The sequence below is a fragment of the Alloyangia pacifica genome, from assembly GCF_900116195.1.
GTDB lineage: Bacteria > Pseudomonadota > Alphaproteobacteria > Rhodobacterales > Rhodobacteraceae > Salipiger > Salipiger pacificus.
On record NZ_FOZW01000021.1, the window covers coordinates 19706 to 41943 of the forward strand.

The 22238-nt window shown below is 66.4% G+C and carries 20 protein-coding genes; 13 read left to right on the forward strand and 7 right to left on the reverse strand.

The genetic code is table 11. The features are described 5' to 3' along the window. Positions 1-9: 9 nt before the first annotated feature. Complete coding sequence (locus BM397_RS27005; protein ID WP_092430921.1) at positions 10-867, reverse strand: isocitrate lyase/PEP mutase family protein; 858 nt, start codon at positions 865-867, stop codon at positions 10-12. A 532-nt stretch (positions 868-1399) separates the two neighbouring features. Between BM397_RS27005 and BM397_RS27010 the strand changes: the two genes are divergently transcribed. From BM397_RS27010 to BM397_RS27040, 7 genes are read left to right on the forward strand one after another with little or no spacing between them, the layout of a single operon-like run. Next, a complete protein-coding gene (locus tag BM397_RS27010; RefSeq protein ID WP_176806953.1) occupies positions 1400-2164 on the forward strand; it encodes a FadR/GntR family transcriptional regulator in 765 nt (254 codons plus the stop codon). Between the two features lie 14 nt (positions 2165-2178). Then, positions 2179-3150 (forward strand): tripartite tricarboxylate transporter substrate binding protein, encoded by a 972-nt coding sequence (locus BM397_RS27015; RefSeq protein WP_092430924.1) that lies wholly within the window; start codon positions 2179-2181, stop codon positions 3148-3150. 11 nt (positions 3151-3161) lie between these two features. Then, positions 3162-3644 carry a tripartite tricarboxylate transporter TctB family protein gene (locus BM397_RS27020; protein ID WP_092430925.1) on the forward strand — a complete coding sequence of 161 codons (483 nt, stop codon included), beginning with the start codon at positions 3162-3164 and terminating at the stop codon, positions 3642-3644. 10 nt (positions 3645-3654) lie between these two features. Next, positions 3655-5184 (forward strand): tripartite tricarboxylate transporter permease, encoded by a 1530-nt coding sequence (locus BM397_RS27025; RefSeq protein ID WP_092430926.1) that lies wholly within the window; start codon positions 3655-3657, stop codon positions 5182-5184. Continuing rightward, entirely contained in the window at positions 5184-5681 is a 498-nt protein-coding gene (locus tag BM397_RS27030; protein WP_245696259.1) for a 2,4'-dihydroxyacetophenone dioxygenase family protein, read from the forward strand. The genes BM397_RS27025 and BM397_RS27030 overlap by 1 nt, the downstream gene beginning before the upstream one ends. A 5-nt stretch (positions 5682-5686) precedes the next feature. After that, complete coding sequence (locus BM397_RS27035; protein WP_092430928.1) at positions 5687-6466, forward strand: SDR family NAD(P)-dependent oxidoreductase; 780 nt, start codon at positions 5687-5689, stop codon at positions 6464-6466. 31 nt (positions 6467-6497) lie between these two features. After that, complete coding sequence (locus BM397_RS27040) at positions 6498-7505, forward strand: zinc-dependent alcohol dehydrogenase (RefSeq protein ID WP_092430929.1); 1008 nt, start codon at positions 6498-6500, stop codon at positions 7503-7505. Positions 7506-8549: 1044 nt separating this feature from the next. Here BM397_RS27040 and mprF read toward each other — a convergent pair. After that, positions 8550-11165, reverse strand: coding sequence for a bifunctional lysylphosphatidylglycerol flippase/synthetase MprF (gene mprF / locus BM397_RS27045; RefSeq protein ID WP_092430931.1), 2616 nt, complete (start codon positions 11163-11165; stop codon positions 8550-8552). 186 nt (positions 11166-11351) lie between these two features. Between mprF and BM397_RS27050 the strand changes: the two genes are divergently transcribed. Then, entirely contained in the window at positions 11352-11579 is a 228-nt protein-coding gene (locus BM397_RS27050) for a hypothetical protein (RefSeq protein WP_092430933.1), read from the forward strand. Positions 11580-11665: 86 nt separating this feature from the next. Here the strand turns inward: BM397_RS27050 and BM397_RS27055 are convergent, their stop codons facing one another. The 3 genes from BM397_RS27055 to BM397_RS27065 all read right to left on the reverse strand — a co-directional run bounded on the left by BM397_RS27055 (position 11666) and on the right by BM397_RS27065 (position 14091). Further along, positions 11666-12970 (reverse strand): HAMP domain-containing sensor histidine kinase, encoded by a 1305-nt coding sequence (locus tag BM397_RS27055; RefSeq protein ID WP_092430934.1) that lies wholly within the window; start codon positions 12968-12970, stop codon positions 11666-11668. Then, positions 12967-13638, reverse strand: coding sequence for a winged helix-turn-helix domain-containing protein (locus BM397_RS27060; RefSeq protein WP_092430935.1), 672 nt, complete (start codon positions 13636-13638; stop codon positions 12967-12969). Before BM397_RS27060 ends, BM397_RS27055 begins: the two co-directional genes overlap by 4 nt. A 72-nt stretch (positions 13639-13710) precedes the next feature. After that, on the reverse strand, positions 13711-14091 hold the full coding sequence (locus tag BM397_RS27065) for a PepSY domain-containing protein (protein ID WP_092430937.1): 381 nt from the start codon (positions 14089-14091) through the stop codon (positions 13711-13713). Positions 14092-14144: 53 nt separating this feature from the next. Between BM397_RS27065 and BM397_RS27070 the strand changes: the two genes are divergently transcribed. From BM397_RS27070 to BM397_RS27085, 4 genes are all read left to right on the forward strand, one after another. Then, positions 14145-14957 (forward strand): hypothetical protein, encoded by an 813-nt coding sequence (locus BM397_RS27070; protein ID WP_143015453.1) that lies wholly within the window; start codon positions 14145-14147, stop codon positions 14955-14957. Continuing rightward, positions 14954-15736 (forward strand): COG4705 family protein, encoded by a 783-nt coding sequence (locus BM397_RS27075; RefSeq protein WP_092430940.1) that lies wholly within the window; start codon positions 14954-14956, stop codon positions 15734-15736. The genes BM397_RS27070 and BM397_RS27075 overlap by 4 nt, the downstream gene beginning before the upstream one ends. Positions 15737-15808: 72 nt before the next feature. Next, positions 15809-17791, forward strand: a complete 1983-nt coding sequence (locus tag BM397_RS27080) for a bifunctional DedA family/phosphatase PAP2 family protein (protein WP_092430942.1) — start codon at positions 15809-15811, stop codon at positions 17789-17791. Between the two features lie 37 nt (positions 17792-17828). Continuing rightward, the gene (locus tag BM397_RS27085) at positions 17829-18878 is read left to right on the forward strand and encodes a metallophosphoesterase family protein (RefSeq protein ID WP_176806955.1); all 1050 of its coding nucleotides are present in this window, start codon (positions 17829-17831) and stop codon (positions 18876-18878) included. A 176-nt stretch (positions 18879-19054) separates the two neighbouring features. On the opposite strand, the gene BM397_RS27090 is transcribed toward BM397_RS27085, so the two are convergent. Both BM397_RS27090 and BM397_RS27095 read right to left on the reverse strand, forming a co-directional pair. Further along, positions 19055-19378: a YnfA family protein gene (locus BM397_RS27090; protein ID WP_092430944.1), complete on the reverse strand. Its 324-nt coding sequence runs from the start codon at positions 19376-19378 to the stop codon at positions 19055-19057. Then, positions 19378-19806, reverse strand: coding sequence for a MerR family transcriptional regulator (locus tag BM397_RS27095; RefSeq protein WP_092430945.1), 429 nt, complete (start codon positions 19804-19806; stop codon positions 19378-19380). The genes BM397_RS27090 and BM397_RS27095 overlap by 1 nt, the downstream gene beginning before the upstream one ends. A gap of 137 nt (positions 19807-19943) precedes the next feature. Here BM397_RS27095 and BM397_RS27100 point away from each other — a divergent pair, with 137 nt between their 5' ends. Beyond that, positions 19944-22229: a heavy metal translocating P-type ATPase gene (locus BM397_RS27100; protein ID WP_092430947.1), complete on the forward strand. Its 2286-nt coding sequence runs from the start codon at positions 19944-19946 to the stop codon at positions 22227-22229. Positions 22230-22238: the final 9 nt, after the last annotated feature.

Below are 22238 nucleotides of genomic sequence, written 5' to 3' on the forward strand. Positions count from 1 at the left end.
TCGCCTCTTTCATTCGCCGTGGCGGTGGGCAAAGGCCTGATGCGCCTGCAGGTCCACCACGTCGCAGAACCCCGCGTAGCTGAGCGCCGCGCCGCCGCCGGGCCGACCGTCGGACTTCAGCCGTGCCATCGCGTCCGCCGTCGCCCGCGCTGCGGCAAACAGGCCGGTCACTGCATACATGACCACGGAAAAGCCCATCTCGCGCACCTCGTCGACGGTCAGCTCCGCCGCATCGGTGCCATCCACGAGGCTCAGAACCTTCGGCCCCTCGACGCGGGCGGCGATCTGCTCGACCTCGGCGCGGGTCTTGACCCCGTCGACGAAGACGAGATCGACACCCGCGTCACGGTAGCGCGCGGCGCGGCGCACCGCCTCGTCCATCCCCTGCCCCGGCAGCGCGTCGGTGCGCCCGATCAGGACGATATCCTCCGAACCGCGTGCCTCGACGGCGGCACTGAGCCGGGCCGCGGCCTCCTCGGCCGGCACGAGCCGGATGCCAGACAGCTGGCCGCAGCGTTTCGGGCTGACCTGATCCTCGATGTGCATGGCCGCGACGCCACCCTGCAGGTATTCGCGCACCGTGCGGGCCACGTTGAGCGCCCCGCCGTAGCCGGTGTCGGCATCGGCGATCACCGGGATGTCGACCGCCCGCACCATGGCGCGTGCATGGTCGGCCATCTCGGTCTGCGTCATCAGCCCAAGATCGGGCTTGCCAAGCCGCATCGCCGTTGCCCCGAGCCCGGTCATGTAGACCGCGTCGAACCCATGGGCCTGGACGATACGGGCCGTAAGGGCGTCGGCGGCGCCGGGCGCCACGGTGAAGAGGCCCTGCTCAAGGCGGGCACGCAACGGGTTTTCGCGGGTCATCTTTCCTCCTCGGGCTCAGGCTCTGCCTCCTCAGGCGCCTGACCGTCTCCGACTGATGTGTAACATGTTACATGTAAGATTTGTCAAGCAGGCAGACTGTGTCGAGCGCTTCCAAGTTTTCGCACCCAGCTTTAGGGGCATAAATTTGGCAGAAGTTGACGCATTCGCTGCGCATCGCCATGGCCGAAACCACCGGCGCGCTTGTCCTGGAAAGGTTGCTGAGTCTTGGAGGTATCCTGACGACATGAGCCGTCTCCCACCGGTGCCGGTTCGGTGTGCGTGTTCATCCGGCCCCCATGGTGCGGCCCATGCGCTTCGTTCCGATCCCACGTCAGTTACGGGTGAAAATCAACGGATAGAGCTCTCTACACCCACGCTATAACATTGATTTTCATACGTTTTTTGTGAATCTACCTTTCATACTATCATTAGATTTGATTCATCGTATTATAACTTTTATGACTGATTCATGTTGGACCGGGGCTGGAGGCGCTACGGTCGGCCGACCACTGGTCGGTATGGAGGAGACAGCGTGAGCGAATTCGAACTGCCAGAAAGCCTGGGAACCGACGGCGCCGCCGCGCGTCCGGCGAAAGCATCCGAAGCGCTCGACACCCTCGGGCGCCGCATCGTCACCGGCGAATACACCGTCGGGGAAACCCTGCCGGTCGAAGCGAGCCTCATGGACGATCTGGGGGTCAGCCGCACCACCCTGCGCGAGTCGATCCGCACCCTGGTCGCGCTCGGGCTGGTCGAGGTTCGGACCCGGATCGGAACGCGGGTGCTGCCGAGGAAGCACTGGAACCTGCTGAACCGCGACGTGCTGCGCTGGATGATGCCGCTGGACGGCTTCAACGTCGAGCTGATGGGCTCCATTGACGAGGCCCGGGAGGTCTTCGAGCCCGCGGCAGCGGCCTTTGCAGCCGAGCGCGCAAGTCGCAGCGCCGTGACCTCGATCCGTGTCGCCTACGACAAGATGGCGGCGGCAGCCGAAAGCGGCGACGTCGTGGCGGCGATCCGCGCCGACCGCGAATTTCACCTCGCCATTCTCTCCTCGACCGGCAATCCGATCATCGAGGCCTTCGACACCGCTCTCGACGCGGTCCTGGGACAGTTGTTCCGGGTCGCCATCGAGATGCACATGGAAAATTTTCGCAACAACCTGATCAACCACCGCAACGTCCTTGACGCCATCGAGCGCAAGGACGCGGCGGCTGCCCGACAGGCGATGCTCGATACCATCTGGTTCACGCGTCGCCATCTCGAAAGGCACAATCTAACCAAGCCATTCAGCTAACCGGAGGAGACCCCATGCTGAAGAAAATGACGTTCGCGAGCCTTGCACTGCTCGCGGCGGCCGGCACCGCCCTGGCCGAATATCCCGACAAGCCGATCACCATGATCGTGCCGTGGAACGCCGGCGGCGGCACCGATGCCGTGGCACGCATGCTCGCCAAGGGCCTCGAGGCCGAACTCGGCACCAATGTCGCCGTGGTCAACCGTTCGGGCGGCGCCGGCGTCGTCGGCCACAATGCCATGGTGACCGCGCCGACCGATGGCTACACCATCGGCTTCGCCACCGCCGAGATGGTCACCTACTACTGGACCGGCAACGCCGAGTTCACCGACGAGGACTTCACCCCCATCGGGCTGGTGAACTTCGACAGCGGCGCCTTCCATGTGGCCGCGGGCAGCGACTGGGAGACCGTCGGCGACGCCGTCGAGGCGATCAGGACCGAGCCCGCCGGCACCTTCAAGATGTCCGGCACCGCCGTCGGTGCGGCCTACCACCTGGCCTTCGCCGGCTTCCTGCAGCAGCAGGGCGTCGACCCGCTGAAGGTCACCATGGTGCCGTCGCAGGGCGCGGCGCCGGGCTTCCAGGAACTGGCCGCCGGCGGCGTGCAGATCATCCCGTCGTCGCTGCCCGAGGGCAAGACGATGATGGACGCGGGCCGTTCCAACGCGCTTGCCGTCTTCGCAGAAGAGCGCAACCCGGCCTTCCCCGACGTGCCGACCGCCGCCGAGCAGACCGGCACGCCCTACTCGGGCGGCACCTGGCGCGGCGTCGTCGGCCCAAAGGACATGGACCCCGAGGCCGCCGCCAAGCTCGAGGCCGCAGTGAAGACCGTCTTCGACAGCGAGGAGTTCCAGTCCTTCATGGCGCAGCAGGGCTTCGGCGCCCGCTACCTAGACGCCGCCGAGTTCACTGATTTCCTCGACGAGACGCAGAAGAGCGTCGGCGAGGTGATGAACGCCATCGGCCTCGCGCAGCGCGGCAGCTGAGGAGAATAGGGATGCGGCTTCCGGATATCTGGACCGGGCTCGGCTTCGCGCTGCTGGGGATCTTCGTGATCCTGCAGGCGCAAGGCTTTCCCGAACCTGCGGGGGCCGCATCTCCGCGGCTCTTCCCGCGGATCATCGGCTGCGGCTTCGTGCTCTTCGGCCTGATGATCGCGGGGCGCAGCCTCGCGGCGCGGATGCAGGGCGCCGAGGTGCGGCTCCTGCCTCCCGTCGAGGACTGGATGCGCAGCTCCAAACGGCTGACGCGGATCGTCTTCGTGCCGCTGTCGATCGTGCTCTACGGCCTGCTGGCGCCGGTGCTCGGCTCGCTGCCGGTCTCGGTGGTGCTGGTCTTCGTCAGCGCGCTGCTCTGGGACGAACGCCCGGTCGCGGCGGCCATCGTCGCCGTCTGCGTCTGCCTCGTCGTCACGCTGTTCTTCATGGAAGTGATGCGCGTGCCCCTGCCCACCGGGCCCTTCCCCGGCTCCCTGTTCTGAGGCGCCCCGCATGGATGTCCTGATTTCAGCCTTTCACATGGTCTTCAGCCTAGACGTGCTGGGGGTGATCCTGCTCGGCTCGGCCTTCGGCCTCTTCGTCGGCGCGACCCCGGGCCTCAGCGCGACCATGGCGGTGGCGCTCCTGGTGCCGGTGACCTTCTTCCTCTCGCCGGTGGCGGCCATCGGCGCCATCGTCTCGTGCTCGGCCATGTCAATCTTTGCCGGCGACATTCCGGGCGCGCTGCTGCGCATCCCCGGCACCCCGGCCTCGGCGGCCTACATGCGTGAGCTCGATGCGCTCAATCGCATGGGCCGGCTCGACCTCGCGCTCGGCACCTCAATGATGGTGGCGGTGATCGGCGGGCTGATCGGCACGGCGATCCTCGTGCTGGCCGCGCCGCAGCTGGCCGAGGTGGCGCTGCTCTTCTCGACCTACGAGTATTTCTGGCTGGCCCTGCTTGGCCTCTCCTGCGCCACGCTGGTGGCCGGGCGTGACCGGCTCAAGGGCACGGTGTCGCTGCTGCTGGGGCTGTTTCTGACGATGATCGGCCTCGACGTGACCACCGGCCTGCCACGCTACACCTTCGGGAGCATCGACCTGCAGGCCGGGGTGTCGCTGATCGCGGTGATGATCGGGGCCTTCGCGGTCGCCGAGATCCTGCGCTCGGCGCAATATCCGCTCATCACGCCGCAGAAGCCCGCCAGGGCCGGTCTGTCGATCCTGCGCGGTCAGGGCCGCAACATCTGGACCCACAAGGGTGCCGTGGTGCGCGGCAGCCTGATCGGCACGCTCATCGGCGCACTGCCGGGCGCCGGGGCCGACATTGCCGCCTGGATCGCCTACGCGATCAGCCAGAAGTTCTCGAAAAAGGCCGACAACTACGGCAAGGGCGAGCCAGAGGCGATCGCCGGCGCGGCTTCCGCCAACAACGCGGCGCTCTCGGGCAGCTACGTCCCGGCGCTGGTCTTCGGCATCCCCGGCGACTCGATCACCGCCATCGTGGTCGGCGTGCTGGTGCTCAAGGGCATCCAGCCCGGACCGATGGTGTTCATCACCTCGCCCGATCTGGTCAACGCGATCTACATCGTCTTCGTGCTGGCGAACCTGCTCATCATCCCGCTTGGCCTGCTGGCCATCATCGGCGGGCGGCAGCTGCTGGGCATGCGCATGGGCAAGCTCTACCCGTCGATCCTGCTGCTGTGCATCCTTGGCACCTTCGCCACCAACAACGCGCTTTTCGATCTGTGGACGCTCGCCGCCGTCGGCGTGCTGGTGTGGATCCTCGAAGCGAACGACTATCCCGCCGCGCCGCTGGTGCTGGGCCTCGTCCTGGGCCGCGTCGTGGAGGAGAACTTCATGTCCAGCATGATCAAGGCGGACGGCAATCTGCTCGCCTTCTTCGAGCGCCCCATCGCCGGGGTGCTGGGCGTGATTACCCTGCTGGTCTGGCTCGCGCCGCCGGCGCTGGTGCTGCTGCGCCGCCTCTCCGGGCGCGGCAGCGCCAATCCAAACACTATCGCAAACGAAGGGAAATCCTGATGTACGACTCCATGAAAGGATCGACCCATTCGCTCGCCCCGCCCGAGATCGCCGAAATGGCGATCCCCGAGGACGAGCGGGTCTGGGTCCCGCAGGCACCGGGCGTATGGTTCCGCCCGCTGCTACTCAACACGATGGCCGGGCAATGGTGCAACCTGCTGCGCGTGCGCAAGTCCGGCGTGCTCAGCAAGCACCTGCACCCCGCCCCCGTGGTCGGCTACGTAATCAAGGGCCGCTGGCACTACCTCGAGCATGACTGGGTTGCCGAGACCGGCTCCTTCGTCTTCGAACCGCCGGGCGAGATCCACACGCTGACCGTCCCCGAGGATTGCGAAGAGATGATCACCTTCTTCAACATCCAGGGCTGCATGTACTACGTCGACGAGGACAACAAGCACACCGGTTTCGAGGATGTGTTCACCAAGATCGACATGTGCCGGCGCCACTACGAGGAAGTCGGGCTGGGCGCGAGCTACCTCGACCAATTCATCAGATGAGCATCATGGAAAGAAGCGACATCACCGCCGCAACCGGCGGATGGGCCGCGCCTTTCCTCGAAGGCCGCTCGGTCCTAGTGACCGGCGGCACCTCGGGGATCGGCTTCGGCATCGCGCTCGGCTTCGCCCGGGCCGGGGCCAGGGTCACCGCGACGGGCCTCACCGAAGCCGAAGCCGCGACCGCCACGGCAAAGGCGCAAGAGCTGGGGCTGGACAAGCTGCTTGGCTTCGATGTGCTCGACGTGCGCGACGCCGCGGCGGTGGACAGGGTGATCGGCGGGCAGAGCGATCTCTATACGCTGGTCAACTGCGCCGGGCTGATCCGCCGCGGCGCCGAGCTCGAGCCGGCGGTCTTTGAACAGGTCGTCGACGTCAATCTTAACGGCTCGATGCGCTGCGCCCATGCCGCGCATGACGCGCTGGCCCGCAGTGGCGGCAGCGTGATCAACACTGCCTCGATGCTGTCGTTCTTCGGCGGCGGACTTGTGCCGGGCTATTCGGCCTCGAAGGGCGGGATCGCGCAGCTGACCAAGTCGCTTGCCATCGCCTGGGCCAAGGACGGCATCCGGGTGAACGCAATCGCGCCGGGCTGGATCCGCACGCCGCTGACTGCCGATCTGCAGGGCGACGAGGCGCGCGCGGCCACCATTCTCGGACGCACGCCCATGGGCCGCTGGGGCGAGCCGGGCGATCTGGCGGGCCCCGCCATGTTCCTCGCCACACCGCTGGCGGGCTTCATGACCGGCACCGTCATCCCCATCGACGGCGGCTACGCGATCGCCTGATCGCGATCAAGAAACTGAGCAGGAGGAAGACATGAAAGCGTTGGTCTACGAAGGGCCGCGGACAGTCGCCGTGCGCGATGTGCCCACCCCCCAAGGCGAGGGCGTCCGCCTGCGGCTGCACTATTGCGGCGTCTGCGGCACGGACATCGGCATCTACGCGGGCAGCCATCCGCGCGCGCAGGCGCCGTTGATCCTCGGTCACGAGTTCATCGGCGAGGTGATCGAGGATGCTGCCGGGTTCACCGCTGGGCAGCGGGTCACCGCCTTTCCGCTGCTGTCCTGCGGTAGCTGCCATCCCTGCCGCGACGGCAACCCGCATATCTGCGCCAGCCTGCGCCTCCTTGGCATCGACACCGATGGCGGCATGGCCGAGGAAATGACCGTCGCGCCCGAACTGCTGGTTCCGGTTCCGGACCACGTTTCGGACGAGCTTGCTGCGCTGATCGAGCCGGTGGCGGTCTGCCTGCGGGTGGCGGATCGCGCCGGGGTCACAATGGGCGACACCTGCGTGGTCACCGGGGCGGGGCCGATCGGGCTGATCACCGCGCTGATGCTGCGCCACGCCGGGGCGGGGCGCATCCTCGTGTCGGACATCGCGCCGGGCCGTCTGAAACTTGCACGCGATCTTGGGTTTGAGACGGTGAACGTCAGCAGCGAGAGCCTCGCCGATGCGGTGGCCGAGGCCACTGGCGGCGATGGTGCGGATGCGCTGGTGGAATGCTCGGGCGCGGCGCCTGTGGCGCTCGAGATGACCCGGCTCGTCCGCACCGGGGGCACACTGTGCCTGGCGTCGCTCTATAAGGCGCCTGTGCCAGTGCCGCTGCTCGACATGAGTTTCAAGGAACTGCGGCTGATCGGCTCGCGCGTTTACACCCGCGAAGAGTTCCGCCGCGCGGTCGATCTGGTCGCCAAGCTCGAAGAGCCGCTGCTGCGGCTGGTGACGCAGGTAGTGCCGCTGAGCGGGGCCGGAGATGTGTTCGATCTGGTCACCGACCCGACCTCCGACGCAGTGAAAGTGCTGGTCGACTGTCAGGGCTGACGAATATTGAGGCCGAATGGCGAACGGAAAGGGTTCTGCTCCGTTTCGCTGAGTATTGCATTCATTGAGACAGGGGTAGGCAACTGCGTTTTCACTGAGGCTTGGGAGGGTGGTCGGCTCCGAGGCGCGAAATCGGCGACCCTCAAAGTTTCCTTCCGAATTTGCCGTGGGCACAGTCTTCCGATTTGCGGAATTTCCTTGGCGGTTCTACCCGCCAAGGAAGATCATGCTTAAATGCAAGGCGGCACCACCACTCACGGAAGAAGCCGAGATGATGCTATCATTGGAACGTGGCAAAACCACGACTTTATCATTTTGATAGTCTTAGACCCTCTCTCCCGGAGAAGTGTCGCGTGTTTTGGAAGCCTTGAAGGGCATTGAACGGCTCTGAACTCCAAGCCAGGACCGATAGGCGTTTGAAAACGCCCGAACACAGCCTGCAAGGGTTTGAAGCGCGGTCAGGAGAAAGTCTCAACAGTAGCATTCCAACGTGCATAGACTGGAAGATTATCGCTTTTTGCCAGTACGTTCCGAGATGTGTTGCGCGGCTAGCCGGCAAAAAATTATCGTGAATCTTGAACGTGTCTTCTCCACTCACAGAACGTTCGGCACCCGCAGCAGTATTTGCGGCCAGCTAAATTCTGTCCGCCACGGCGGCGCCCTGCGCATGGCAGGAATCGAGCTGGATCAGTCTCCCCTCTCGCGCCGCCAGCCCTGGCGGCAATCGACGAAAGCGGCCCATTGGCCGGCGGCTACTGCGAGCTTCTGGAGTTTCAGATGATGCTCAGGCGACTGCCCTACCCTGCGCTGGATTCGCATAAGCGCCATTCCGTCGCCGCACAAACTCTGCAGGTGCGGCGAACGGCGGAAGGGTCCCGCGCTGCTGACCTCCATGCCGTGCGCGGCGAACGGCAGTCCGGAGCCCTTTTGCGACGTTCAGCGCGTCTTGGTTCGGCCAGTCTTTTCGCGACTGCGGCGCTTCGCGGGAGCCCGTGGACAGGATGTCGCGGCTTTGGAGCGTGTCATCGCTGGCGGCAGTCCCTCTTATCCGGAAACACCTGCGGACCGGACATCATCTCCCTTCCGCGCGCCGCCGCCGATCAGTGCCACGACGTCCGCCGCGATGCTCAGAAGATTGGCCCGCGGCGGCACCGCGACGTAGATCGGGCGCCAGTCGGGACCGAATTTCTCCTTGAACGCGCGCAGGCCTTCGAAGTTGTAGAACTGTTGGCCATGACGATAGACCAGCGCTCCGAGCCGGGTCGAAAGCGCTGCACCACGGCGGGCCTCAAGCCCGGAGAGGGGCGCATTGCCCAGCGAGAACTCATCATAGCCCTCGGCAGCGAAGTGCAGCAGCAGCTCGGTGAAAAGGAACTCCATCAGCCCGCCCGGGGCATTCTCGACATGGCGCATCAGGTCGATGGTGGCGGAGGTCTTCGTCTCGGTCAGCCAAAGGTTCGCAAAGGCCACGGTCCGCCCCTCGTGGCGCACGACGGCGATCGGGGCCTGCGACAGGACATCGGGATCAAAAGCGCCGACTGAGAAGCCTTTCTCCGCCCCCGCCTTGGTGGCGAGCCAGCTGTCCGAGATCGCGCGAAGCTCCTCCATGAAACCCGGAGCGAAGGGCGGCTTCAGCACCTCAAAGGACAGCCCGTCGCGCAGCGCCCGGTTGTGCGCGGTGCGCAGGCGCTTGCGCTCTGGACCCTGCAACGAAAAGCCCGGCAGAGGCACCACCGCCTCTTCACCCAATTTCACCAACCCCAGCCCCATCTCGAGCCAGAGCGGGATCAGGTCGGCGCCCACGGAATAGAAGACCGGGCGCGCATTGGCGGCGTAGGCGGCATCGTGGAAATCCCAGGCGAGAGGGGCAAGCTCCGAAGGCTCTCCGAAGGGCTCGTGCAGGGCAATCCAGCTGCGCCCCCGGATGCGGTACATGAGCGCGGCGCGGCCGCTTTCCGAGACCATCAGGCACTTGTCGCCGGTCAGCGCGATATTCGCCTCGGGGTCCGGTTGGGCGGCGACGATGGCCCGCACCTGCGCAAGCTCCTCGGCCGTCGGCAGGGCGTGGGTCAGCCGCCCCGGTCGCAGGGCGAAGACGAGGAGCGACAGGACCAGCACGACCATGCCGACAAGCGCGGCGCGCAGGGCGCGCGGCGCACTCGCATCGGTGGCGAACTGCCACCACAGCTCATGCGCGTAGGGCGTCGCCTTGTGGGCGAAGAACAGCACCGCGACGACCGAGGCGCCAAGCGCCGTGATCAGCAGCAGCCAGCGCAGGCCGAAGGCCTGGCGGGTCAAGCGGGTGGTGCGGAAGAACTCACGCCGCGTCGGCCAGAGGATGAGCAGCGCGGCGCCAAGAAACACCGCGCGCTCTATGTCCAGCGCATTGGCGACGCTGGCGACGATGCCGCCCGCAAGCGCCAGCACCGCCAGCCACCACGCCCCCTGCACCCGGCGCAGCAGGCCGTGCGCGATCACCAGCATCATCGCCCCGAAGATGCTGGCCAGCAACGCGCCACCTTCGGCGATGGCCAGCGGCGTCAGCACCTCCAACTCCTCGGCGAGATCGGAGGTCGGCGGCAGCAGGCTCGAGACCATGAGCAGCAGACCCGAGCCGAGCATCATCGCGGCCATCGCCAGCGGCACCAAAGCGCTGACCGAGCGGGCCAGCGGCGCAAGGCTCTGCACCAGCGGCCCGGCGGCGCGGCTCGAGGCCATGCGCGCCTCGGTAAGGGCCAGCAGCACCAACGCGACGGCGAAGGGCAGGAGGTAGTAGATAATCCGGTAAAGCAGCAGCCCGGTGGCGGCCTGTTCGACCGGGACCGAGGCGGGCAGCGCGGCGATGACCACCGTCTCGAGCACGCCGACGCCGCCGGGCACGTGGCTGAGAACGCCGGCCATCACCGCTGCGGCATAGACGGCGAGGAACGTCGCGAAGCCGAGCTCGGAGGGCGGCAGCAACAGGTAGAGCGTCGTGGCCGCCAGCAGCATGTCGACCGCGGTGAAGACGAACTGCGCCGCCATGAGACCTGGCGTCGGCGCGCGCAGCGTAACGCCCCGCACGGTGATCTCGGTCCTGCGAAAGGCGATCCAGAACAGCAGGCCGGTGACGACGATCACGACGGCCAGTGAAACATTGCGGATCGGCCCCGACCCGAACGGCAGCAGGTGTCCAAGCGCCAGCGGATGAATGGCCAGCGCGCCGAAGCCGATGATCGTCGCCCCGAAGCCGAAGGCCACCGAGGCGAATGCGGCAATCGCGGCGATGTCCTGTGTGGAAAGTCCAAGCGCGGAATACACCCGGTAGCGCACCGCCCCGCCGGTGATCGGCCCCGCGCCGATGGTGTTGCCGAAGGCATAGCCAAGGAAGCTGCCGAGGGCGACCACCGGGCCCGGCAGGTCCTTTCCGATGTAGCGCAGCGCCGAGCGATCGTAGCCGATGAGCGCGGCGTAGCTGGCAAAAGTCGTGAGCACCGCCAGCGCGAGGATATGCCACGGCGTCGCCCTTGCCTGCGTCAGCACGCTGCGCAGGTCGACCGGGGCCAGCAGGCGGTAGAGGGCAAAGGCACCCGCCCCGAAGAGCGCCGCCGTCACGATGTAGGGCAGCAGCGGTTTCACCCGCTGCCAAGGTGTGAGGTGGGCGGTGCTGGCGTCTGTCATGGTCTGTCCCCGATGTCTTTCTGCTGGGAATGGCCAAGGCGGCTTTTCGCAAGCTGTCCGAAAGATTGGAATTTCGCAATCTTCAGTCCGGCCGGCAAAGATTACCGATACCCAATGCGAGCATCATGCGCGCGCAAGCTCCCATGCCCAGATTTCAGGAAACCCGGAAGCAAAGGAGACTTCGGTATGGAACGGATGAAGGCATTGATCGCGCAGGCGCTGGTCGCAGTTGTGGTCGCTGTGGGTATGGGGCTTGGGCTTGTGGTCATGGGCGTTGCCATGATCGTCGGCCTTGTCATCACGCTTGCCGTTCGGCTCGCAGGCCCGCAGATCCTCGCTGAGGCCGAGCGCCGCGCCACCGACCTGAGAGCCGAGGCCGCGCATCCCGTCAATGCCGAAGCCGCGCCCGTCTGAAACTGCCAGGACGCCGCGCGTACCGTCCCCCTTGTTTCGGCGTCCCAACTGGGCCCGGTGGTGTCCCTCCCGCCGGGCCTTTCTGGTCAGCCCGGGAAGGTGACGGTGACCAACAGCCCCGGCTGCGCGTCGCCAAGTGTCAGCTCTGCGCCATGGAGGTCGGCGATGGCCTTGACCAGCGCCAGCCCCAACCCTGAGCCCGGCGTTGACCGGCTGGCCTCCAGCCGCGCGAGGCGGCGCAGCACATAATCGCGCTGGCCTGCGGGAATGCCGGGACCGCCGTCTCTGACGGTGAGCATCCGACCGGTGAGCGAGAGCGCGATCTCGGTGCCCGGCGCGTGGCGCAGGGCGTTCTCGATGAGGTTCGCGACCAGGCGCGACAGCAGATGACGATCGCCGCTCACCGGGAACGGCCCCGACACCGAGCAGGTCAGCGTAGCGCCCGCATCTTCGGCAGAGGGGCCATAAATCTCTGCCATGTCTTCAAGCAATGCACCAAGGTCCACGCTGGTGAACGCCTCGCGCCCCTGGCCGCCCTCGAGTTGCGCGATCTGCAGCAGCGACTGGAAGGTCGCGATGATCTGCGCGGTCTCGGTGCTGGCCTGATCGAGGTGCTGCCGTGCCGGCTCCGGCAGGTCACTCTCGCCAAGCCGCTCGAGCCGCACAGCGACGCGCTGGATCGGAGTCTTGAGATCATGGGCAATGTCTGCGCCGATCTGGCGCAAGGCCCCAACCGCGGCTTCCTGCGCCTCGGCCATGCGGTCGAGGTCACGCGAGATGTCGCCAAAGTCCGTGTCCGGATGCGGTGCCCCGACCCGTGCCGCGAGGGTCCCCTCGCTCAGTTCGTGCAGCGTACTGCGGATCGCCTCCACGCGCGCCGTCGTCCGGCGTACCACGACGATGCCGATGGCCGAGGTCAGCATGAGCGCCGGGAGAAGGGCAAAGCCAAGGATGGCGACGAAGGTTTCTTGCAACTCGGAGACGCTGTCGCGCCCAACCGCCACCGTCAGCCTGCCAGGCTCGAGGTCCGTGTGCCGCACCAGGTAGCTGTCGGCAACCGGCTCGGGCAGGTCGATGTCGTCGTCCCCGACGATCCCTTCGGGCAAGTCTCCGCCAATGTTGGCAATTGTCTCGCCGTCCAGCTCGAGCCGGATCAGCAGAGCGCGCGTATCGGCTGCGGCAGCGATTTCGCCAGCCCGTTCGAGACGCTCTTCGGTCTCGGGGATCGCCCGGATCTCCTCGATGGTCTGGTCGGCGCGCAAAGCGATCTCGGCGCCGAGCGCCTGATGCATGATCACATAGGCAATGCCGAGCCCGACCGAGATGAAGACGGTGAACACCGCGATGAGCACCACCGAGAGCCGCAGCGGCGTCGACCGGAACCGTGTCATTCCGCGATCCGGTAGCCCGAGCCGCGCACGGTTTCGATCAACGTCACCTCAAAGGGCTTGTCGACCTTGCTCCGGAGCCGGCTCATGTGGCTTTCGACGACGTTGGTCTGCGGATCGAAATGGATGTCCCAGACACCCTCGAGCAGCATGGTCCGCGTCTGCACCCGGCCCTTGCGGCGCAGCAGGTGTTCGAGCAGCGCAAACTCGCGCGGCTGCAGGTCGATCGGCTGGCCGCCCCGGGTGACCTTGCGGGTCAGCAGGTTCATCTCAAGATCGCGCGCCCGCAGCACCGTCGGTTCGTCCGAGGGCGGCGGTCGGCGCGCCAGCGCGGCAAGGCGGGCGGAAAGCTCGCCGAAGGCGAAGGGCTTGGTCAGGTAGTCGTCGGCCCCGGCATTCAGCCCGTCGATACGATCCTCGATGCCACCAAGCGCGGTCAGCAACAGCACCGGCACCGGGTTCCTCGACGCGCGCAGAGTGCGCAGGATCGACATGCCGTCGACATCCGGCACCATCCGGTCGAGCACCATCACGTCGTAGCTGCCCGTCATCGCCTGCATCAGCCCGTCGCGGCCATTGTCCAGCAGGTCAACCACATGGCCCTCGGCGCGCAGGCCGGTGGCGACATAGTCTCCGGTCGTGGGATCGTCTTCGATGACGAGGATATGCATTGGGTCTCCCAAAGATAGGGGCGGCAGGGAAACCTGCCGCCCAAGCGGTTGTAGCGGACTGGAATGCGGCTGTCAGTCGTTGTCCTCGCCGTCCTCGCCCTGCTCGTGATCATCATCGTCATGGGTTTCCGTCACCTTGGTCACCGCGCCACTGGAGGGATCGACGAACCAGGTCTGCATCGCGCTGGAGGCGTCGGCGATCTCGACCTCGTAACCCCAGCTGCCCTGGTCGTTGTCCTCCCAGCCCGCCGAGACCGCGATGCCGCCGGTCTCATTCTGCGCGGCATCGACCGCCTGCGTCAGGGTCATGCCGCTCGCCTGGACCGCCTGGATTTCCTCGGCATCCGTCATCTCCGCGGTCGTCTCGGTGCCCGCCCATGCGGCACCGGCTACGCCGGCGGCGAGGGTCACGGGGATCAGGGGGATCAGGCTCTGGGGGATGATGCGTTTCATGGGTCTTTCTCCTCTGCGGGCCCGGCGGCGTGCCGTGACCTCGTGACAGAGAGATGGACGGCGGCCTGTGGCGGCGCATGACGATGGGATTGATAATCCGTAATGCCGAACCCCGTCACATTACGGTTTCCCAACCTTCCGGTCAGACGGGCGCAGACCCCGGGCCCCAGAACGACCTCATCGACCATTTCGGTGAGGATTTCGCCATGAAACAACTCCTGCTCGCCACGGCGCTGATTGCCTTTCCCGTGGCGGTCTTCTCCGGCGTGGAGCATTTCGTCATCGGCGCCGCGGCGGCTCCGGCGCAGCAGAGCGCCGTACCGTCGCTTGGCGATCTGTCGAAATTCGCGGCGATCGTGAGCGACACGCAGAAGATCGCGGCGACCGGCGATCTCGTCGCTGCCGAGACGCGGATCACCGACCTCGAAACCGCCTGGGATGACGCTGAGGAGGAGCTGCGCGCAAAGGCTCCGGAGGCCTGGGGCACTGTCGATGCCAGCGCCGACGCGGCATTTTCGGCGCTGCGCACAAACTCCCCGGATCCGGCACGAGTCGAAACCGCGCTGAGCGATCTTCAGGCCACGCTGGCCGATCCGACCCCGCCCGACGCGGCGGGGGGTTCAGCACAGACCCTGAACGGCATCGCCGTGACCGACGCCTCGGGGCATCCGCTGCCCTGCGAGGTAATGCTGTCCGATCTTCGCGACGCGCTGTCCGCCGGGCGCGCATCCGACACGGCCAGACCGCAGATCACCGATCTTCAGTCGAAAGCCACCGAGCGCTGCAACGCCGACGATGACCGCCGGGCGGATGCCTTCTCTGCCCAGGCTCTTGCCCTTCTCATCCCCGCGCAGGTGACGAAATGACCTCTCTCGACACAGGCATCGAGCTTCTCGACGGCCACCAGACCAACCCCCGCAACAAGGTGCCCGACGTGACCGCCGCTTTCTGGCTCATCAAGCTGATGGCGGTCACCATGGGCGAGACCGCGGCGGATTATCTCAGCGTCAATCTCGGGATGGGGCTGACCACCACCTCGCTGATGATGACGGCGCTGCTGGTCGGAACGCTGGCCCTGCAGTTCTCGCGCGACCGCTACGTGCCCTGGACCTACTGGCTGAACGTGGTGTTGATTTCCGTCGTCGGCACGCTGATCACCGACAACCTCGTGGACAATCTCGGCATCAGCCTCGTGACCTGTACTGCGGTCTTCAGCGTCGCGCTCGCCGCCTGTTTCGCGCTCTGGTACGGCGAGGAAGGCACGCTGTCGATCCATGACGTCGACAACCCGGTGCGCGAGGCCTTCTACTGGGTCGCGATCCTCTTCACCTTCGCGCTCGGCACCGCCGCGGGAGACCTCGTCGCCGAGCAGTTCGGGCTTGGCTATCTCGCCTCGGGCATCCTCTTCGGATCGGTCATCGCGAGCCTTGCCTTCGGCTACTTGGCACTTGGCCTCGACGGCATCCTCGCCTTCTGGCTGGTCTACATCCTGACCCGGCCGCTCGGCGCGTCTTTCGGAGACCTGCTGTCACAGCCGGTGGACTATGGCGGGCTCGGCTTTGGCACCGTGACCACCAGCCTCGGCTTCCTTGCAGTCATCATCGCCACCGTCGCGGCCATGAGCCTCGGCCTGCGGCGGCGCTGACCCCTCCTTCTAAAACTGCCGGGGGCGGTCCCGAGAGACCGCCCACCATGCTGCTGATCTTTAAGGACCCCCATGAGTTCGCTGACCTCGCAAATACTGCCGACCCTCGATGCCTTCGGCTTCTGGTCCTACTGGATCATCGGCCTCTCCAGCCTGCTCGAGGGATGGTGGCTCACCTCGGTCATCGTGCCTGGCACACTGGTGGTCGACGCGGGCGGCGCCCTGGTGCGTCTCGGGCATATGGATTTCATCGACCTTGCGTGGTTCGTCGGCATCGGTGCCATCCTTGGCGGCGAGCTGAGCTGGCACAGCGGCCGCTGGCTGGGCGAGCGGGTGCGGCTGCCCCAATCAGCCGCCTTCCGCCGGGCGCAGGAGCTCATCCGCAGCCGCGGCGGGCTGGCATTGGTGATCGGCAGGTTCTTCGGCCCTGTCGCCGGTTTCGTGCCCCTCGCCGCCGCCCTGGCCGGCATGGAGCGCAAACGGTTCCATGCCTGGAACATCGCCAGCGGCATCGCCTACGCCTTGGGCCATGTCACCATCGGTTACGCCGCGGGCGACATCATGGCCCGCCTCGGACCCTACCTTCCGCGCCTCCTCCTGCCGCTGGCTCTGGTGGCGGTCCTCGCGCTGGTGACATGGGCCGTCACCCACCACCTGCGCCGCGGCCTTCCGGCGCTGCGGGTCTGGGGCCGCGCGATCCGCGGGCGACTGGAAACCTGGCCGCCGCTTCTGCGCTTCACCGCCCGCCACCCGCGCGCCGTGAAGGTCATCGCGCGGCGCCTCGACCCGGAGCGCGGCCTGCTGACCACGGCGGTGACCGCCCTGCTGCTCTATCTCTGCGCCGTGTTCATCGACGGCGCTTTCGACCTTGCCTTCGTGCCGGGCACAGACGCGCTCGACCAGCGCATCGCCAATCTCGCGCATGCCTTCTGGACGCCCGGTGGGCTGAGCCTCGCGGCTTGGGTAACGCAGGCGGGGCATGTGCCGGTCGCGGCGCTGGTCGCGCTCGGCGCGGTGCTCGGACTCGCCTTCTGGGGACGCAGGGCCGCCGCCCTTGGGCTCGCCACCGCCGTCGCGGGAAACGCGCTGACGGTGACCCTGCTGAAGCTCGCCTTCGGCCGGGCGCGGCCCTCGCTGGCGTATTTCCTCGAAAGCTCGAACAGTTTCCCCTCGGGGCATGCGGCGATTTCGGTGGCGCTCTACGGCACGCTGGCCATGATGCTCTGGCGCGAAAAGCTCATCGGCCCGACCCTCGCCATCACGGCGGGGGTGACAATGGCGGCGGCGCTGGGGCTCACGCGGATCTATCTCGTCGAGCACTTCCTGTCGGACGTTCTGAACGGCTGGGTGGTCGGTGCGATCTGGATGGTGATCGGCTTTGCCGTGAGCGAAATGGCCCGGCGGAGGTCCCGCGATCCGGGCAGGCGCCGCCCGGCACTGAGCCTTTCCGCCACCTGCGCCTGTTGCGCGGCAGCGCTGGTCATCGCGATCCAAGACAATCCGACAGTGGCGCCAAGGGTCCCAAGCACAGTGACCGTGTTCGACAACCTGCCCGACGCCATCACCGGCGATGGGTTCCCGCTCGACGTGGTGACGCTGTCGGGCGAGACGCTGCCGCCAGTGAGCGTCGCGTCCACCGGGCTTTCGGTCGGCGAGATCGTGGGGCGCCTCGCCAAAGGCGGCTGGACAGAGGCGGCACGACCCGACGTGCGTTCCGGCATTGCTGCGCTCCGGCAGGACATCACCGACCACCCACAAGACAGAGCCATGGTTCTCCCCGCCTTCCTTGATGCCCGCCCGGCCACTGCGACGCTGCACAGCCCCGCGCAGGACGCCGTGCTTCGGCTTTGGGGCGTGGGGCACGAGCGAACCGGCGCGCCGGTGGTCGGCTGGGCGCTCGATGCGGCGGAGGGCGCCGCCGCGGCGGCACTTCTTCCAGCGGAAGCCGCGGCGCTCTCGCTGGTCGGGGCGCAGGGCAGTCGCACCCTCGCGACCGAAGCACGCGGCACCGCCGTCCGGCTGACCGAGCTGTCGCCCAACCCACTCACCAAATGAGCCGCACTTCGCCAAGAAAGACATGAGGCACGAACACATGAGAAAAACAGCAATCCTTGCGGCGATCCTCGCGCCGCTCCTCGTCATCGCAGCAGTTGAAACACAGTGGCCCGCCTATGCCGCCTACGAACTTACCGGCATGGGCAACGCCAGCGAGACGAGAAGTGCTGCAGCACCGCAGAAGGTGATCGATGCGGTCGGAGACGCCGAAGGCGATCCCCTGACTTTGCTTGCGGTGGGCGACATCGCCAACTGCCCCGAAGCGCCGGGCCTTGCCAGCGCCTTTCCCGTCAGCGCCGATTTGATCGGCCTCGCCTCCGCCTTCGATCCGGCGACGGCCCCAGCGGTGCCAACCGTGCAGCTCACGGCGCAATGGCCGAACGCGCCGATCCTCGCGCTTGGCGATCTGGTCTACAGTTCGGGCAAGCCGGTGGAATTCTCCGACTGTTTTGACCCGCTCTGGAAGGACAATCGCGCACGCACGCTCCCCACGCCGGGCAACCACGAGTACAATACGCCCGATGCCTTTGGGTACTACCAGTACTGGGGCGAGCGCGCGGGCCCGGATGATCTGGGCTACTACGCCACGCATCACGGCAACTGGCTGATCCTCTCGCTGAACAGCGAAACCGACGCCAGCCCAGGATCGCCGCAGGCGCTCTGGCTGAACAAGACCTTGGCTGCGTCTCCCGAGGCCTGTGTTCTCGCCTTCTATCACCGGCCTGCTTATTCGTTGAAAGAGCGGGGCGGACGCGACAACGCCGTGGCGCTGTTCAAGCAACTGGAGCAGGCCGGGGCGAGCGTCGTTCTCAACGGGCACAACCATTTCTACGAGCGCACCCTGCCGCTCGGCGCAGACGGTACGCCGGATACCACGAACGGGACGGTGTCCTTTACCGTTGGCACGGGCGGCGATAAATCGCGCGAGTTACCCACGCTGGATACCACCGCCAAGGCCATCTTCGGTCATCTGGGTGTCCTGCGCCTCGAACTCGGACAACATGAGTTCCAGTGGGGGTTCGTGGATGCGGAAAGCGGCGAAACGCTGGATGCCGGGCAGGCTCCATGCAATCTCCGCCCGTCATGACCGGGAGGGCTGCGAGCACCCTCAACCTTCTCCCCTCGTTGATGGAGACTTCGCTCTTGCAGCGGATGGCAGAAATGTCCGCAGTTGGTGAGTGCAGCCTCGGCTTGGCGAACGGCCAGGTTTCTCGAACTGGGCGTCGGTGCTGACCGGAGCGATCGGCTTCGCCGAACCCTTCGTCACGCTGTGCGTGGCCCGAAAAGGATCACTGCTGCGCCGATCAAGCTCAGGCAAGCACCGGCGGCATCCCAGATGTCTGGGCGCTGGCCTTCAGCGCCCCACATCCAGAACAGCGACGCGGCGATATAGACGCCGCCATAGGCGGCATAGGCTCGACCGGCGAAACCTGCTTCGACCTGTGCCAGAAGCCAGCCGAAAAGCACAAGGCTCGCGATCCCTGGCAGCAGCCAGAAAATCGACGCGCCCCGCCACCAGGCCCAGATTGCAAAGCAGCCGGCGATCTCGGCCAGGGCCGCGAGCGGATAGATCAACACGGTCGGCATCAGGAACCGGGCCGGTCGTGATCAGAGAGGCACTCTTCGTGGTCGCGTAGCACCTCAAGGATGCGGCAGTTCGCAACCCGATCGGCCCTGCACTCGCCGATCATCCTTTTCAGTTCGACGCGGAGCGCTTCAAGACGGGCGATGCGCGCCTCAACCTCATGGAGGTGCTTCTGAGCAACCGCATCGACCTGCGCACAGGACCTTTCTGGGCTGTCCGAGAGGTCCAGGAGTTCCCGTATGGACTCGAGCGAAAAGCCGAGTTGTCGAGAGTGCCGGATAAACGCGAGCCGGTCGAGTTCCAGCGGCCCGTATCGGCGCTGCCCCCCCTCGCTGCGCCCGGGCTCGGGCATCAAACCGATCTGTTCGTAATAGCGGATCGTCTGCACCTTGGTGCCCGTCCGCTTTGCCAGTGTTCCGATAGCCAGCATAAGCGTCTCCTTCCCTCGTTAGCGCGTCGTGTCCCCCGCAGCCAAAGATACGGAAAACCTTCCTCGCGAGGCTTGAACCTACAGTGGCTGTAGCTCGTATAGCTAAGTTCAACCGAGAATCACAACGGAGGTTCGATATGGCCGATGGCAGCACACGACAACGCGAATGGCGCGTTACAGGCATGGATTGCGGTTCATGCGCCGCCAAGGTGCGCGGCGCAGTCGAGCGCCTGCCTGGCGTCGAGCGTGTTGATGTCGCCCTGATGGCCGAGCGGTTGCGACTGACGCTCGATGAGACACAGACCCCGCCAGAGCACATCGAGAAGGCAGTGCGCGGAGTCGGCTTCGGGATCGCGCCAAAGGGCGCGCGGCCAGAGAAGCCCAAGGGCGGCTTTGTCCTGCCGGATGGCGCCTTTCCGGATGCGGCGGAGGCCGTGGAAATCGACAGCGAACTGGAGGAGATCACTGGGCCCACCGATGACGCGCCGACCTCCTGGTTAAAGACATCCAAGGGTCGCCTCGTGCTCGGCACCGGCGTATTGCTCGCGGCGGCTTGGGCGTCAAGGCTCGTCCTGCCGGCTGAGATCGCGCATTGGGCGTTCGTGCTGGCGACACTGGTTGGGATTTTGCCCGTGGCGCAGCGCGCCTTGGCCATGACGCGGGCCGGCATGCCCTTCACCATCGAGATGTTGATGACCATCGCCGCTGGTGGCGCGCTGATCATCGGTGAGCCGGAAGAGGCGGCGCTCGTCGTTTTCCTCTTCGCCGTGGGCGAACTCCTGGAAGGAGTCTCTGCGAGCAAGGCGCGCGACAGTATTCGCGCCCTCTCGAAGCTCGTGCCGAAGACGGCACGTCTCGAAGTGGGAGGCAAGACACGAGAGATCGCGGCCGAGAAGCTCCAGTTAGGTCAGCTCGTGCAAGTCCGGCCCGGTGACCGCGTGCCCTGCGACGGCGAGGTGATCGAGGGCACGTCGGGTGTCGACGAGAGCCCAGTGACCGGCGAGAGCGTCCCGAGCCTCAAGGAGCCGGGCGCGGAGGTCTTCGCGGGGTCGATCAACACCGAAGCTCTGCTGCGCGTGCGGGTGCTGAGGTCGGCCGAGGACAACACCATCTCCCGCATTGTCCGCCTCGTGGAAGAGGCCGAGAGCGCCCGCGCACCCACCGAGCGCTTCATCGACATGTTCAGCCGGGTCTACATGCCCGCTGTGGTCGGAGTCGCTGTTCTCGTCGCTATCGTTCCGCCGCTGGCCTTCGGGCTGGCTTGGGGTGACTGGATCTACCGGGCGCTTGCGCTGCTGCTGATCGGCTGCCCCTGTGCGCTGGTGATCTCGGTGCCAGCCTCGATTGCCTCGGCCCTGTCCACGGGAGCGCGCAATGGCCTGCTGATGAAGGGCGGCTCGGTGATCGAGGCGGCGGCCCGCACGACCCATGTCGCCTTCGACAAGACCGGGACGCTCACACATGGCAGGCCCCGCGTGACAGATGTCTCTGTGTTGATTGGAAGCGACGACGACCTCATGGCGCTTGCCGCCGGGGTCGAGAGCGGGGCGAGCCACCCGCTCGGACAGGCGATCTGCGCTGAAGCCGAGCGGCGAGGCGTGGGCGCGGCGACGGCCACCGGCTGCCGCGCGCTTCCCGGCAAGGGGGCGGAAGCCTCCCTCGACGGCGTGACCGTCAGCGTGGGCTCCCCACGGCTGGCGAACGAGCGCGGTGCCCTCACGGACGACCTGCGGACCCGCGTGGCGGCGCTGGAAGCTGAGGGCAAGACGGTGGTCATCGTGTTGCGCGAAGACGTGCCTCAGGGCCTCATCGCGCTCAGGGACGAGCCGCGCGCCGACGCGGCGAACGCTATCGCGCAACTGCGCGGGCTCGGCATATCTTCGGTCATGCTGACGGGGGACAACCCGCGCACGGCCCAAGCCATCGCTGAAGGGCTCGGGATCGAACATCGTTCGGAACTGATGCCGGAGGACAAGGTGACGGCGATCCGCGACCTGAGGGCGGAGGCCCGCGTGATGATGATCGGCGACGGGATCAACGATGCGCCGGCGCTCGCCGCCGCGCATGTTGGCGTTGCCATGGGCTCGGGCACCGACGTGGCGCTCGAAACGGCCGACGCGGCGATCCTGCGCAACCGCGTGACCGATGTGCCGGGCAAGATCCGCCTCTCCCGGGCCACCATGTCGAACATCCGCCAGAACATCGCGATTGCGCTCGGCCTCAAGGCGATATTCCTCGTGACTACCGTGCTCGGGATCACCGGCCTTTGGATCGCAATCCTCGCGGATACCGGTGCCACCGTGCTGGTGACGATGAACGCCCTGCGGCTGCTGTTCTTCCGTCCCACCCGCACGCCTGAACCTGCGGGGCACGTCGGTCTGACCGCTGAGACACGCCCCGATCACGCAACCGCAACGACCTGAAAGGGAGAC

Bases quoted from the DNA above. Each gene is read 5' to 3' on its own strand.
- BM397_RS27005 (WP_092430921.1), bottom strand. From the start codon at position 867: ATGACCCGCGAAAACCCGTTGCGTGCCCGCCTTGAGCAGGGCCTCTTC.
- BM397_RS27015 (WP_092430924.1), top strand. From the start codon at position 2,179: ATGCTGAAGAAAATGACGTTCGCGAGCCTTGCACTGCTCGCGGCGGCC.
- BM397_RS27020 (WP_092430925.1), top strand. From the start codon at position 3,162: ATGCGGCTTCCGGATATCTGGACCGGGCTCGGCTTCGCGCTGCTGGGG.
- BM397_RS27025 (WP_092430926.1), top strand. From the start codon at position 3,655: ATGGATGTCCTGATTTCAGCCTTTCACATGGTCTTCAGCCTAGACGTG.
- BM397_RS27030 (WP_245696259.1), top strand. From the start codon at position 5,184: ATGTACGACTCCATGAAAGGATCGACCCATTCGCTCGCCCCGCCCGAG.
- BM397_RS27035 (WP_092430928.1), top strand. From the start codon at position 5,687: ATGGAAAGAAGCGACATCACCGCCGCAACCGGCGGATGGGCCGCGCCT.
- BM397_RS27040 (WP_092430929.1), top strand. From the start codon at position 6,498: ATGAAAGCGTTGGTCTACGAAGGGCCGCGGACAGTCGCCGTGCGCGAT.
- mprF (WP_092430931.1), bottom strand. From the start codon at position 11,165: ATGACAGACGCCAGCACCGCCCACCTCACACCTTGGCAGCGGGTGAAA.
- BM397_RS27050 (WP_092430933.1), top strand. From the start codon at position 11,352: ATGGAACGGATGAAGGCATTGATCGCGCAGGCGCTGGTCGCAGTTGTG.
- BM397_RS27055 (WP_092430934.1), bottom strand. From the start codon at position 12,970: ATGACACGGTTCCGGTCGACGCCGCTGCGGCTCTCGGTGGTGCTCATC.
- BM397_RS27060 (WP_092430935.1), bottom strand. From the start codon at position 13,638: ATGCATATCCTCGTCATCGAAGACGATCCCACGACCGGAGACTATGTC.
- BM397_RS27065 (WP_092430937.1), bottom strand. From the start codon at position 14,091: ATGAAACGCATCATCCCCCAGAGCCTGATCCCCCTGATCCCCGTGACC.
- BM397_RS27070 (WP_143015453.1), top strand. From the start codon at position 14,145: ATGGACGGCGGCCTGTGGCGGCGCATGACGATGGGATTGATAATCCGT.
- BM397_RS27075 (WP_092430940.1), top strand. From the start codon at position 14,954: ATGACCTCTCTCGACACAGGCATCGAGCTTCTCGACGGCCACCAGACC.
- BM397_RS27080 (WP_092430942.1), top strand. From the start codon at position 15,809: ATGAGTTCGCTGACCTCGCAAATACTGCCGACCCTCGATGCCTTCGGC.
- BM397_RS27085 (WP_176806955.1), top strand. From the start codon at position 17,829: ATGAGAAAAACAGCAATCCTTGCGGCGATCCTCGCGCCGCTCCTCGTC.
- BM397_RS27090 (WP_092430944.1), bottom strand. From the start codon at position 19,378: ATGCCGACCGTGTTGATCTATCCGCTCGCGGCCCTGGCCGAGATCGCC.
- BM397_RS27095 (WP_092430945.1), bottom strand. From the start codon at position 19,806: ATGCTGGCTATCGGAACACTGGCAAAGCGGACGGGCACCAAGGTGCAG.
- BM397_RS27100 (WP_092430947.1), top strand. From the start codon at position 19,944: ATGGCCGATGGCAGCACACGACAACGCGAATGGCGCGTTACAGGCATG.